Source organism: Hymenobacter sedentarius, from assembly GCF_001507645.1.
Classification (GTDB): Bacteria; Bacteroidota; Bacteroidia; order Cytophagales; family Hymenobacteraceae; genus Hymenobacter; species Hymenobacter sedentarius.
In genome coordinates this window covers 2552278-2565474 of the sequence record NZ_CP013909.1, presented here as the reverse complement: position 1 = coordinate 2565474, position 13197 = coordinate 2552278, and the positions used below count along the sequence as shown (strand labels likewise).

The following is a 13197-nucleotide window of genomic DNA, read 5'->3' as shown; positions in this document are numbered from 1 at the left end:
AAGTTACGCAACAACGTGCCGGGAGGCATCCGAGGAAGCAACTGTTTCCTGGGTTTTTCGCCCCCGAGCTACTGCTAATAGCGTCAGAAACTGAACGCCAAACAAAACCGTGGCCAGCGTGAGGTGCACCGGCTGCACCGAAGCCGGCAGCGCATACGACGCCAGGACGATACCCGCAAGAATTTCCAGCCCAATAATCCCCAAGGTTGCCATCACCAACTGCCGCATGCGCGGCTTTCGCAATTGCCACAACTCATACCCGACGTAAACATTCAGGAGCAATACCAGCGCTGAAACCGTCCGGTGAATGCTGAATACACTGCCCAACTTTTCCACCCAGCCCTCCCGGCCCAGGTAGCCTGCCGCAGCCGAAACGATGTCGACCTGTTCCCGCACTTGCGTACCCAGCATAATCTGCCAGAACGTAAGCAGAAGCGCAGCCCATATACTCCACTGCAGGCCGGCGCTGGGCTTTTTCAGGTAATATTGAGCTGAATTCTCTTCTATATAATTCGGCGACAATTGAGCTCGGTTTTCAATGCGCGATTGGGCCCGGTCTACCGCATACAGCAGCAAAGCCACAATCACCAGCGCCAAGGCCATGTGAACGGTCACCATCACCGGCAGCAAGTTGGTAGAAACCACAAGGGAGCCCAAATAACCCTGCACGCCAGTCAGCAAAAACGAAGCACAGGCCAACCAAAAAATGGTCCGCTCACGCCGCCAGTAGGGTAAGGCAAATACTACGGTCAGGAACACGAATACACCAATCAATGCGCCCAGCAATCGGTTCACATACTCAATCCACGTTTTCACGGGATTAAAGTCCGTTTCGATGTATTGCGTGGGGTGGGCGAAGATGCTGCCAGCCACTTGGGCAAAACCCATCCGCTGAAGGGTACGCGCCAGCTTCTGGTTCTTCGCTACTCGCTGTGCAGTGTATATCTCCTTATAGTTGGCAGGCAACTGGCTGGCTTCCGTTGGCGGAACCCAGCTACCAAAGCACTTGGGCCAATCGGGACAGCCCATTCCGCTCCCGGTGCTGCGCACAATACCACCAACTAGAATCAGGAGGTATACGGCTATTACCGTCAAAATTCCTACAAGGCGGAAACGTCGTGCTGCAGGGCTTATTAGTAAACTATTCATTGCCATTTAAACACTCTTTTCGGCCTATTTGTCCCGGTCAGTCACTCTATTGTTCAGTTGAGTTTGACTAAACAAAAACGGGCCGCCGGTCAGGCGGCCCGTTTTCGGACGCTGTGAATCTATCAATCTACTCGGCCATGTCCTGCTCGTAGGGCAGGTTCGATGACTGCGTTTGCGAATAAGGCACGTTCTGCGGGATGAAATCCAGCTCTGCACCAGGCTTGCTGTAGTCGTAGGGCCAGCGGTACACCGCAGGAATCTCGCCGGGCCAGTTGCCGTGGCCAGGCTCGATAGGTGCTGTCCATTCCAGCGTAGTCGAGTTCCAGGGGTTCTGGGTAGCGCGACGGCCGCGGAAGATGCTGTAAAAGAAGTTAAAGATGAAGATAAACTGACCCAAGAAGGCAATGATAGCTGCAATCGAGATGAACTTGTTCATATCAGCGAATTGCGAGAAGGCATCAAAGCCAGTCCAAGCGTAGTAACGACGGGGGAAGCCGGCGATGCCAACATAGTGCATCGGCATAAATACGAGGTATACACCCACGAACGTCAACCAGAAGTGGATGTAACCCAACTTCTCGTCCATCATGCGACCAAACATCTTGGGGAACCAGTGGTACACGCCGGCAAACAAGCCGAAGAATGCCGAGCTACCCATTACCAAGTGGAAGTGGGCTACCACAAAGTAGGTGTTGTGCATCTGAATATCCAGCGTTGCGTTGCCGAGAATGATACCCGTCAAACCACCCGAGATAAACAGCGACACGAAGCCAATAGCGAATAGCATTGCAGCCGTAAAGCGGATGTTACCGCGCCACAACGTGGCCAGCCAGTTAAACACTTTAACACCCGATGGAACGGCGATAATCAGGGTCAGGAACATGAAGACCGAACCAAGGAATGGGTTCATGCCCGTCACGAACATGTGGTGAGCCCACACTACGAACGAAAGCAACGAAATACCAATCAGTGAGCCAATCATGGCGCGGTAGCCGAAGATGGGCTTACGTGCATTCGTAGCCAGTACTTCCGACACCATACCCATAGCCGGCATGATTACGATATATACCTCGGGGTGGCCCAGGAACCAGAACAAGTGCTGGAACAATACCGGCGAACCGCCTTGGTTGCTCAATGCCTGCCCAGCGATGTAGATATCAGAGAGGAAGAACGAAGTACCAAACGAACGGTCAAATATCAACAGCAAGGCTGCTGAGAACAATACCGGGAAAGACAGGATACCCAGAATAGCCGTCAGGAAGAAAGCCCAGATGGTTAGCGGCAGCTTGCTCATGCTCATGCCGCGGGTACGCATGTTGATTACCGTAGTCACGTAGTTTACACCGCCCAAAAGCTGCGAAACAATGAAAAATGCCATGCTGACCAACCAAAGAGTCATGCCAGCTCCGGAGCCAGGAATTGCCTGGGGCAAGGCGCTCAAAGGCGGATAAATTGTCCAACCAGCTGAAGCCGGACCAGTCTCAATAAATAGAGAGGAGAACATGATAACACTCGACAGGAAGAAGAACCAGTACGAGAGCATATTCATAAAGCCCGAGGCCATGTCGCGGGCGCCCACCTGTAGCGGAATCAGGAAGTTGGAGAACGTACCGCTAAGGCCGGCAGTGAGCACAAAGAACACCATGATGGTGCCGTGCATCGTTACTAGGGCCAGGTAGAACTCCGGATTAAGTTTGCCCGCTTGAATCCACTTGCCCAAGAAAGGGGTCAGCCACTCCATTGAGCCTTCGGGCCAGCCCAACTGCAAACGAAACAAGCTAGACAATGTGCCACCCAAGATGGCCCAGAACATACCCGTAATCAGGAACTGCTTGGCAATCTGCTTGTGGTCTTGGCTGAACACGTATTTCCACAGCCAGTGTTGGTCATGGTGCTCGTGGTCATCGTGGTGCAGGTGGTCGCCATGCTCCGTGGCGGGCACCGGTGCGGTACCAATACCGCCTTGCGCTTGCACGCCTGGCGAAAAATTGGGTTTGGCTGCCATGTCTGACATATAGGGATACCGTTAGTGTAGAGTGATTAGTAAGAAGCAGCCAAGGGTGCAGGTGCTACTTCTTTGGCTTCGGTAGGCTCAACTGATTGCGAAACCAGCGATTTTGGTTTCTGTTTCAATGCCGCCAGCACTTCGGGGTTTTTTTGCGAGAAAGACTGCTGCGCAGCATACCAGTTCTGGTAATCATCCGGCTCATCTACAATGATGGTTGCCTTCATTGCGAAGTGGCTACCGCCGCATACCTGGTTGCAAGCCAGTTCATAGTTAAACTTGGGGTTACCCAAGCGGGCGCGCATCTCATCCGTCGTGGTAGTAGGCGTAAACCAGAAACGGGTTGGCATGCCTGGCACAGCGTACATCTGCACGCGGAATTGCGGCATATACACGGCATGCAGTACATCGCGCGAACGAATCTTAATCAGCACCGGTACGCCTTTAGGCACGTGAATTTCATTGGTCGTGAAGTCGTCAAGAGCAGACTTATCGCTCAAGTCAAAACCAAACTCATTAACGGCGTCAATCATGCGGTAATTGACTACGCCCAGTTTCATGTCGCGGCCGGGGTAACGAACCAACCAGTTAAACTGCTTGCCCATCACTTCAACGACCACCGAATTCTTAGGAGCAGGGCCAGTGATGCGAGTCCAAGCTTTCCAGCCAGCGAAAATCAGCGCTGCCATTACAATAGCAGGAATCACGGTCCAGATTACCTCAATCTTGTTATTGTGCGCAAAGAAGTAAGCGCGACGGCCGTCTTTATGCTGATACTTGTAGGAGTAAACAAAAAGCAGCGTCTGCGTGATAGCAAAGGCTACTCCGATTACCGCCATAGTAATCCAAAACATCCGCTCCATCTGGTGGCCATGCACCGAAGCAATGGGCGGGTTCATCTTGTTGAAATTTTCAACAAATGAATAGGCAAACCAAGCACCACCTACCACCAAAAACACCAACATCAGGATAGCGTTAACGCTATTGCTCATGCCAATATCCCGAGTAAAAGTGCCCGAAAAAATAGAAGTCAGAATCTGTAAGCGAAACAACAGGCCGAATACGACCAGGAGCAACACCAACACCAACAAAATAGTAAGAGCCGTCATTGAGTTTTTAGTATTAAGTACTAAGTAATGAGTAGCGAGAAATAGCCTATTGATAGGCTTTATTCTCACTACTTCATTCTAGAATCTTAGGTAGTGTGGTGAATGCTCTCGTCCAGGAAAGGATGATTAACCGGAACAAGCGAGGCAGAAGCTAAACGCCGCGTGAAAAGAATCAAGAAAGCGCCCAGGAAAATGGCAGCGACGCCAATCTCAATTAGAAACCCGTTTTCCCCCTTCAAAGTGCCCGGCATTAACATCAAATAAAAGTCTGACCAGTGGCCAATTAGGATGGCAATGCAAACAATTTTCATGATAATCATCTGGCGCTTGGCATCCCGCGTCATCAGCCCGAGGAACGGGAAGACAAAGTTGATGACAATGTTGAAGAAGAACATGCCAGTATAGCGACCTTCGAAGCCCCCGAGGCGCTGGTTGTAGTACACTGCTTCCTCAGGCAAGTTGGCATACCAAATCAGCATGAACTGTGCGAACCATACATAGGTCCAGAAAATGCTAAAACCGAACATCAATTTGCCCAAGTCATGCAAGTGGTTTGATGTTATTGCTCTCAAGTAGCCTGCTTGTTTCAAGTAGATGGCTGTTAGGGCAATGGCGGCAATGCCCGATACCCACCACGAGGCAAATACATACCAACCGAACATCGTGCTGAACCAGTGCGTGTCAACCGACATAACCCAGTCCCAAGCCGACATAGAAGAAGTTACGGCGTACAGGACTAAGAAAAGTGCCGAAGCATTGATGCTCTTGTGAAACCAAACGGTGCCGCCCAACTGGTCTTCGGCTAGCGAGAGCTGACGCAACTTGTAGCTAAAATAAGCCCAGATGGCAAGGTAAATGATGGTACGGATGAGGTAGAACGGCAGATTGAGGAACCCGCTTTTACCAGCAATAATCGCATCATAGTTGGGGTTGCCCTTATCCATGATACCCTCGTGGGTCCAGTGGAAGATATCGTGACGACCTAACAGGAACACGACGAGCATAATAGCAGCACCAGGAATAACCCAGGCGCTTAATGCTTCTGAAATTCGCTTAATCAAAACCGACCAACCAGCGTAGGCAACATAGTTGATTGCCATGAACACGGTACCAATAGTCGATACGCCCAGGAAGAAGACATTGCTGTGCCACAGGCTTACCAGCAAACGCTTCAGCCAAACGGGGCTGCCTTCGTGGTGTAGAGAAGCACCGGCCCCATGGCCAGCCGAAGCCCCAAGGTGGCCAGCTGCTTCTCCGGCAGCTGCATGATGCTCCTCACCCCAGCCCAAAAGCGAGGCCAGAATGCCAATGATAAGCACCACCACGCCAGCAACAATGATGGTAATAAAGGTTTTACGGGCGCCATCCGTAACAACGAGCCGTTCAGCCGTGGCGCTTTCTTGGTGCGTCAGAGTTGCCATAAGTTATTTGTTGCCGGGGGTGTGGGTAACGCCCGAGCCATTGGGGGAAACGGTGCCGCCTTGGCCTGGGGTTTCAGAGGCTTTATTGGCTTGCGCCTGCCCTACAGGACCCTGATTGGCCCGGTCAGTCATTTCAGTAGAGTCGTTAGCAGTAGAGGCCGGGCCTTTTAATACCAGTTTGCTCAAAGCATCGGGGCCTTCGCCACGCTGCAAAACGCGCACGTACATGGCAATTTTCCAGCGCTCTTCCGGGTTCACGATTGAGCCGTGGGGCATCATGCGATTACGGCCCCATTGAATGACGTGGTAGATATGCCCGTCATTCATGGTCTTATAGGCGCCCGCAGCATAATTTGGAACGCCTTTGAATTTTAAGCCAACCGGTCCCTGCCCGTTGCCAGCTTCACCATGACAATGCGAGCAAATGCGGGTGTAAAGCACTTTTCCCTCCTCCAGGTTTGCTTTGGTGTAGGGGAAAGGATTGCGCAACGTGCGCTCAGCAACGCCGACACTATCCTTAGGAATATGGTCGTAGTAGCTGAGCTTGCCGCGTGGCACGGTAGCAATGGGAGGCATGCGCTCGTTGATACCGAAAGCATTCACTCGGTTGAAGTTGGTTTGCTTCAACGGCTCATAAGGAATGGGGTCATACATCTCCGGAGCGTATTCCACGCCGGGGTCGTCTGGCCGGGAAGTGCAAGCCGTGGCTAGCCCCAAGGATAGCAGCAGCGCCGAAACGCGCAAGCTAAGGTTCAGCGAATGCGTCATTAGTTGTTGGTCATTTCTTTTTGGTTGACTTCTGAAGCGCCGTTTTCGCGCAGCAGCTGGGTCAGCCGAGAAAATTGCGAGCTGGTTTCATCGAGTTCGATAGCCATGACGAACTTGTCGTCGGTAGCCCGAACATCCATTACCGGCACTTTAGGACGAGGGTAAAGCCCCTGAATCGTAAAGAAGGTGATGGCCATACCGTGACAGGTAAAGAACACCGTCAATTCGAATGCAACCGGGATGAAGGCCGGCAACGCGATGTGCGGCTTGCCACCAATAATCATTGGCCAGTCAAAACCGAGCATGTAAATCTGCAGCCACAGCGCGAAGGCCAAGCCCGTCATGCCAAAGAAGAAGGCAGCAATAGGCAGACGCGAGCGTTCGATGCCCAGGGCATCGTCGATGCCGTGAACGGGATAAGGCGAGAACACATCGTAAATCTTCACGCCAGCGGCGCGAATGTTTTCTACGGCGTTCAGCAGCACGTCTTCGTCTTCGAAGATGCCGACGGCAAAGCGCTTAGTCATGCTTGTTGTAAGTTATGGGTGCCGAAGCCGGAGCCCCGATGGCTGGTTGAGGAGCGTGAGCGTGGGCGGCCTTCTGGGGATTGTAAGTCGGACCGTTGTCCACCGTATACTTCAGGATGGTTTTTACTTCAGCCATGTTAATTACCGGGAAGAACTTGGCAAAGAGCAGGAACAAAGTGAAGAAAAGACCCAGCGTACCCAAGTATAGGCCGATGTCGATGATGGATGGCGAGAACATGGCCCAGCTCGAGGGCAGGTAGTCGCGGTGCAACGAGGTCACAATGATTACAAAGCGCTCGAACCACATACCGATGTTAACGATAATGGAGAGGATGAACGTGAGGGGAATGCTATAGCGAACCCGACGGAACCACACCAGCTGGGGGGTAATTACGTTGCAGGTCATCATCGAGGCATAAGCCCACCAGTAAGGACCCGTGGCGCGGTTGATAAAGGCGTACTGCTCAAACTCAACCTGCGAGTACCAGGCAATAAAGAACTCCGTGATGTAAGCCACACCTACAATAGAGCCTGTTACCATCATGATTTTATTCATGAGAGCAATGTGCTCTAGGGTAATGTAATCTTCCAAGCGGAATACTACGCGGGTAATCAACATCAGCGTGAGTACCATGGCAAAGCCCGAGAAGATAGCGCCAGCCACGAAGTAGGGAGGGAAGATGGTGGTGTGCCAGCCCGGTACAACCGAGGTAGCAAAGTCCATCGATACAATAGTGTGTACCGAGAGTACCAGCGGTGTCGAAACACCGGCCAGAATCAGCGAGACGGTTTCGTAGCGCGACCAAGCTTTGGCAGAACCTTTCCAGCCGAAGCTGAGCATGGAGTAGCTAAACTTGGCAATAGTGCCTTTGGCACGGTCACGAATGGAAGCAAAGTCAGGAATCAGACCTATGTACCAGAACACCAACGACACAGTAAAGTAGGTCGAAATGGCGAACACGTCCCAAAGAAGAGGTGAGTTAAAGTTTACCCACAACGAACCGAACGTGTTCTGGAAGGGGAATACCCAGTAAGCGAGCCAAGGACGGCCCATGTGCAGAACTGGGAACATGGCGGCGCAGATTACGGCGAAAATTGTCATGGCTTCTGCAGCCCGGTTGATGGACGACCGCCATTTCTGGCGGAACAGCAGCAGTACCGCCGAAATCAGCGTACCAGCGTGGCCGATGCCTACCCACCACACGAAGTTGGTAATGTCCCAGGCCCAGTTTACGGTTTTGTTCAGGCCCCACTCCCCAATCCCGTACCACACGGTGCGGTATACGGAATAGAAGAATACGCCCAGAAAGAACAAGGCTACACTCAAGGCGGCCATCCAACGGATGTTGGGTTTGGCCTCTACCTGATAGCAGATGTCTTGCGTTACGTCGTGTAGCGTCTTACCCCCGGTTACGAGCGGCTCGCGTACGGCTGATACGTGCTGCATAATCTTATAGGTTAGTGATTATTAAGCGTTTTCTTTAGCAAAGAACTCAGATTCCGCGTTCCGAATCTTGGTCAAGTAGGTCACGTTGGGCTGCACGTTGATGGAATCCAACGCGTGGAAGGCCCGCTCGCCGTCTTCGCGACGCAGTAGCTGGCTGATGCGGCTGTTCGGGTCGCGCATGTCGCCGAATACAATAGCCTCGGTGGGGCAAGACTGGGCACAGGCCGAAACAATCTCACCATCTACTGGGCGACGCTTCTGCTTTTTGGCTTCGAGCTTGCCAAGCTGGATACGCTGGATGCAGAACGTGCACTTCTCCATCACGCCGCGGGCACGAACGGTAACGTCCGGGTTCAAGACCATGCGCCCCAGGTCCGTAAACATGTGGCCGTTAACGGTTTCAAACTTCTCATTGGAGTAGTAAGAGAACCAGTTGAAGCGACGCACTTTGTACGGGCAGTTGTTGGCGCAGTAACGGGTACCAATGCAACGGTTGTACACCATTTGGTTGATGCCTTCCGAGCTGTGCGTGGTAGCCAATACCGGGCATACCGTCTCGCAGGGAGCGTGGTTGCACTGTTGGCACATCATCGGCTGGAATATCACCTGCGGGTTGTCCGAAGGGTCTTCCATAGCAGCGTAGGTAGCCACTTTACCTTTGGTTTCGAACTCGTCCTTGTGGTGGTCCGAGCTGTAGTAGCGGTCAATGCGCATCCAGTGCATCTCGCGGCGGTTGATAACCTGCTGCTTACCTACTACGGCAATGTTATTCTCCGTCTGGCACCCAATCACGCACGAGCCGCAGCCGATGCAGGAGTTGAGGTCTACTGCCATTCCCCAGTGGTGGTTGTTGTAGGAGTAGTCCTGCCACAGCGACACTTTGTTGGGCTTTTCCAACCCGTCAGGCGTAGCAATTTTCTCGTACTCGGTTACCTCTTTTGGGTTCTTGATGTATTGAGCCAGCGTGTTCTCCTGCACCACCGGCTTGCGGTCCATAATGGTGTGGTGAGTCTGGGTCTGAGCAATGGGAGACGTAGCTTCGGTCTTGGTCAGCGTCACCACGTTGTTATACATGGTGCCGTTGGCGTTAACCATCGCCAAAGGAGCAGCATTCGCGCCAACTTGGTCTCCAGCCTTGCCAGCCAGGGTACGGCCGTAGCCCAGGGCTATGCTGACCGTGCCATTGGCCTGACCAGGCTGAATCAGCACCGGCAACTCAACACTATAGCCATTTGCTGACACTTTGATGACATCGCCTTGCTCCCACTTGTTCTCAACGGCCATCTTACGCGGCACAGCCACGTAGTTGCCCCAAGTTGCCTTGGAGATGGGGTCGGGCAGTTCCTGGAGGAAAGGGTTGTTGGCTTCGCAACCAGCGGCGCCGATGCCTACCTTTTCGTAAAGAGCCAGCTCAATGCCAGCTGAGCTGGCAGGGCGCTGAAGCTGGGCAACTGCTGCGTCTGGAGCCAAGGCAGCATGGAGCATGGCAGGAGCTGGTGGCAGAGCCGTCCCAGTAGCAACCCCATCGTGCACGACCTTATCCCAGGCAGCATCGTTGGGGGTCAGGGCCCGCCAGCTCGAGCGCAGGTACTTGTAGTAAGTCGTGTTGTTGCCAGCCCAACGCAGCAAGCTCTCCTGAGCTTGACGAGTTGCAAACAGCGGGGTGATGGTGGGCTGGGCTAGGCTCAGGAAGCCACGCTTCGGCTCAAAGTCGTTCCACGACTCCAACCAGTGATTGTCCGGAGCCGCGTACTGGCAGAGAATGCCGGTTTCATCTAGCCGGTCGTTCAACGAAATGGTCAGCGGCACTTTTGCAATGCCTGACTTTACTTTCGCGGCCAGCGGGTGGTTGTAGACTGGGTTAGCGTTGTAGAAAATGACTGCACCAACGCTGCCGTTGTTCATGTCATTTACCAAAGCTGCCATGCGGGCGTCATCGCCTTGACGCACGTAGCTCGGAGCGGTCAGGTCAACGGTGGTACCAAGGTTACCCAAAGCCTGGTTGATGGCAGTAACCAAGGACTGAACGGCTGGGTCGTTAGAACCAGACACCACGAGGCTGGCCCCACGGTTTGCCTTCAGGTCGGCCGCAGCTTGGGCCAACTTGTCGTTCTTATAGGAAGAAGCGCCACCTGCGCCCGTTACAGCGTTGTACAACGCAAGTGCCACAGCGCCCATTTCGGATGGCTTCACGGCCACGCGGATGTCGGCGTTGCTACCGCTGAGTGTCATTGCCGTCTCGAACTGGTAATGACGCGACATGCTGCGCTTGTCCCGGTTAATCTTGCGGGTCATCGCATAAGCCCGGCTGTACTCAACGGGCGAAATCCAGGTGCCGAGGAAATCAGCCCCGAGGCTTACAATGATGTTGGCGCGGCTGAAGTTGTAGCCGGGCACAATGCCGTTGTTGGCCTGCAGCAGGCCAGTTACCGATTGCGCGTCGTACATGACGTGCGTGGTATTGGGGTAGCGCGTAGCAAACTCAGCAATCGCCTTCTTGGTAGTCGGGCTGATGATGGTTGGCGAGACGATGGCAATGCGGCCGGTCGTAGCCGCCAGCTTCGTGCGAATGGCTTGGTCAACCGCCGCAGCCTCTGCTTTCTGGTGCTCGTTGCCCGACTTGATGGCAAAGTGCTGCAAGCGACCACCATCGTACAGGCTCAGAACAGCTGCCTGGCCCCGGGCCGACAAACCGCCACGGGTGATGGGCGACTCGGGGTTACCCTCGAGCTTGATTGGCCGGCCTTCGCGGGTTTTCACCAATACCGCATTGTAGTCGGCACCGGTGAAATAGGTCGAAGCGTAGAAGTTGGAGATGCTTGGGTCAATCTCTTCGGGCTTGTTCAGGTACGGAATGGCCTTGCGAACCGGAGTTTCACAAGAAGCCAAGGTGGCCGCAGCCACACCAAAACCCATTAGTTTGAGGAAGTCGCGGCGGGGAGCCGAGGTGGCATCGCTGCTCTCGTGGCTTTCTTTAACCGGCATAAATTCGGCAAATGCCGATTGCATGAACTCCGGGGCGCTTTCCAGTTCCTCAATTCCTTTCCAGTACTTCATTTTCGGGGACTTAGGGACTCAGGGTCTTAGTGGCGTGGGGCCGGCTAAGCCGAGAGGTACTTGATTTTTGAGCGGAATCTTTTTTGTAGCGATAGTAAAACGGCAGCGGTGAAGGCTTTTGGCAGAGTTAAACTCCCAAGGCCCTAATGCCGGGTCTACTTATTATTAGTAGTGGCACTTCGAGCACTCGGTGCCACCATTCGAGGACACCGTGAAGGGTGCGCCGGCGTTTTTGGTGTCGTGCAGCTTCACGAGGTTGTCGTAGTACTTGTTGTCCTTGGTATTGAGGGGCATCTCGCGGTGGCAGTTGATGCACCAGCCCATGGTCAGAGCCGAGTACTGGTATACCACTTCCATGTTCTGGATGGGGCCGTGACAGGTCTGGCACTGTAAGCCCGCTACCTGCGTGTGCTGTGAGTGGTTGAAGTAAGCCAGGTCGGGCAGGTTGTGAATGCGCACCCACTGAATGGGTTGCTTCCGCTCGATGGCACGGTAGATTTTCTTGATTTCGGGCGACTCCGTTTTAATCTGCGAGTGGCAGTTCATGCAGATGTTGGCCGAAGGAATGTTAGCCGATTTGCTCTTATACACCGACGTGTGGCAGTAAGCGCAGTTAATCTGGTGCTCGCCAGCGTGCAGCTTGTGCGAGAAAGCAATGGGCTGGGTGGGCTGGTAGCCCTGGGTCAGGCCCACAGCCATTACGCTTTGTACGCCTTCATAAAGTAAAACGAGGGCAAACACGACACCTACAATACCGCGCAGCATAGGCGAGCGGTACAGCTTACCCCAATCGAAGCGCTGCTCCAGGATTTCAACATCGCGGCCGTCGAGGTCTTTACGACCACGCAGCACATCCTTCATCAGGTTGCCGATGATAACCAGCGTCACTACCAGCACTATCAGGACTACAACCAGTACGATGAGGAGGATGTCCACATACTTGCCGGCACCAGCTTCGGCGCCGCCAGCTTCTTGGCCGTCGGTGGCAGCAGCGTTTCCGGCGGTAACACCAGCCGTGGCAACAGTTGAGGCCTTTCCTTCTTCCGAAGTAACGTAAGCAATAATGGAAGTAATTTCCTTGTCCGACAGGGCAAAGGATGGCATCTGCTGCTTATTGAACTTGTTGAAGAGGGCTACCGCGTACTCATCGCCGCTGGCCACTACTTTGCTTGAGTTTTTCACCCAAGGAATAAGCCAGGTGATGGGGCGACGCTTGCTGATGCCAGCGAGGGCGGGGCCTACTACCTGCTCATTCACGGCGTGGCATTGGGCGCAGTTGCCCTTAAATAGTGCATCGCCGGCGGCAATGGCTGCGGCATCGCCACCTCCGGCAGCCGGAGCGGCAACGGTTGCGGGTGTAGCAGCAGCAGTGGCACCGGGCACCACGCCTTCTTTTTTCACATCGCCAGTGGCACTTGCTCCTTGAGCGGCAGCCTGTTGGGCGCCGGCAAACGTGAGCAAGAGGGCCAGCAACAGATGAGGTAACGAACGAAGTCGAATGCTATTCATAAGAAAATAGACGGTAAAACGAAACGCTAGGGCATTTCAAGGCCACAAATGTAGGTCAGGAATCGTAGGCAGCAAAAAGTGAAATGCAATTTCTGGGCATCCTTGGCTGGTCATATCGGGCCATTTTAAGCCCTCCTGCCCTATTCCCAATTAGTTGCCCTTTTTCTTACTCTGTTCCAAGTATTGCTTTCGGCCTTCCGCACCC

The 13197-nt window shown here is 53.6% G+C and carries 9 protein-coding genes; all 9 read right to left on the bottom strand.

Going from position 1 to position 13197, the window contains the following annotated elements:
- Window positions 1-3: 3 nt before the first annotated feature.
- The 9 genes from AUC43_RS10535 to AUC43_RS10495 all read right to left on the bottom strand — a co-directional run bounded on the left by AUC43_RS10535 (window position 4) and on the right by AUC43_RS10495 (window position 12992).
- Complete coding sequence (locus tag AUC43_RS10535) at window positions 4-1149, bottom strand: COX15/CtaA family protein (RefSeq protein WP_068198491.1); 1146 nt, start codon at window positions 1147-1149, stop codon at window positions 4-6.
- A 127-nt stretch (window positions 1150-1276) separates the two neighbouring features.
- On the bottom strand, window positions 1277-3154 hold the full coding sequence (locus AUC43_RS10530; protein WP_082685277.1) for a cytochrome c oxidase subunit I: 1878 nt from the start codon (window positions 3152-3154) through the stop codon (window positions 1277-1279).
- Between the two features lie 35 nt (window positions 3155-3189).
- Entirely contained in the window at window positions 3190-4263 is a 1074-nt protein-coding gene (locus AUC43_RS10525; RefSeq protein ID WP_068192870.1) for a cytochrome c oxidase subunit II, read from the bottom strand.
- 86 nt (window positions 4264-4349) lie between these two features.
- Window positions 4350-5684 (bottom strand): quinol:cytochrome C oxidoreductase, encoded by a 1335-nt coding sequence (locus AUC43_RS10520; RefSeq protein WP_068192867.1) that lies wholly within the window; start codon window positions 5682-5684, stop codon window positions 4350-4352.
- 3 nt (window positions 5685-5687) lie between these two features.
- Window positions 5688-6452, bottom strand: a complete 765-nt coding sequence (locus AUC43_RS10515) for a c-type cytochrome (protein ID WP_068192864.1) — start codon at window positions 6450-6452, stop codon at window positions 5688-5690.
- A complete protein-coding gene (locus tag AUC43_RS10510) occupies window positions 6452-6979 on the bottom strand; it encodes a DUF3341 domain-containing protein (protein WP_068192859.1) in 528 nt (175 codons plus the stop codon). The genes AUC43_RS10515 and AUC43_RS10510 overlap by 1 nt, the downstream gene beginning before the upstream one ends.
- Window positions 6972-8426: an NrfD/PsrC family molybdoenzyme membrane anchor subunit gene (gene nrfD / locus AUC43_RS10505; RefSeq protein ID WP_082685034.1), complete on the bottom strand. Its 1455-nt coding sequence runs from the start codon at window positions 8424-8426 to the stop codon at window positions 6972-6974. Before nrfD ends, AUC43_RS10510 begins: the two co-directional genes overlap by 8 nt.
- A 21-nt stretch (window positions 8427-8447) precedes the next feature.
- Window positions 8448-11483, bottom strand: a complete 3036-nt coding sequence (locus AUC43_RS10500; protein WP_068192857.1) for a TAT-variant-translocated molybdopterin oxidoreductase — start codon at window positions 11481-11483, stop codon at window positions 8448-8450.
- 165 nt (window positions 11484-11648) lie between these two features.
- Window positions 11649-12992, bottom strand: a complete 1344-nt coding sequence (locus tag AUC43_RS10495) for a c-type cytochrome (RefSeq protein WP_082685033.1) — start codon at window positions 12990-12992, stop codon at window positions 11649-11651.
- Window positions 12993-13197 lie beyond the last annotated feature (205 nt).

Excerpts from the sequence above, each read along its gene's own strand:
- AUC43_RS10535 (WP_068198491.1), bottom strand. The coding sequence starts at position 1,149 with ATGAATAGTTTACTAATAAGCCCTGCAGCACGACGTTTCCGCCTTGTA.
- AUC43_RS10530 (WP_082685277.1), bottom strand. The coding sequence starts at position 3,154 with ATGGCAGCCAAACCCAATTTTTCGCCAGGCGTGCAAGCGCAAGGCGGT.
- AUC43_RS10525 (WP_068192870.1), bottom strand. The coding sequence starts at position 4,263 with ATGACGGCTCTTACTATTTTGTTGGTGTTGGTGTTGCTCCTGGTCGTA.
- AUC43_RS10520 (WP_068192867.1), bottom strand. The coding sequence starts at position 5,684 with ATGGCAACTCTGACGCACCAAGAAAGCGCCACGGCTGAACGGCTCGTT.
- AUC43_RS10515 (WP_068192864.1), bottom strand. The coding sequence starts at position 6,452 with ATGACGCATTCGCTGAACCTTAGCTTGCGCGTTTCGGCGCTGCTGCTA.
- AUC43_RS10510 (WP_068192859.1), bottom strand. The coding sequence starts at position 6,979 with ATGACTAAGCGCTTTGCCGTCGGCATCTTCGAAGACGAAGACGTGCTG.
- nrfD (WP_082685034.1), bottom strand. The coding sequence starts at position 8,426 with ATGCAGCACGTATCAGCCGTACGCGAGCCGCTCGTAACCGGGGGTAAG.
- AUC43_RS10500 (WP_068192857.1), bottom strand. The coding sequence starts at position 11,483 with ATGAAGTACTGGAAAGGAATTGAGGAACTGGAAAGCGCCCCGGAGTTC.
- AUC43_RS10495 (WP_082685033.1), bottom strand. The coding sequence starts at position 12,992 with ATGAATAGCATTCGACTTCGTTCGTTACCTCATCTGTTGCTGGCCCTC.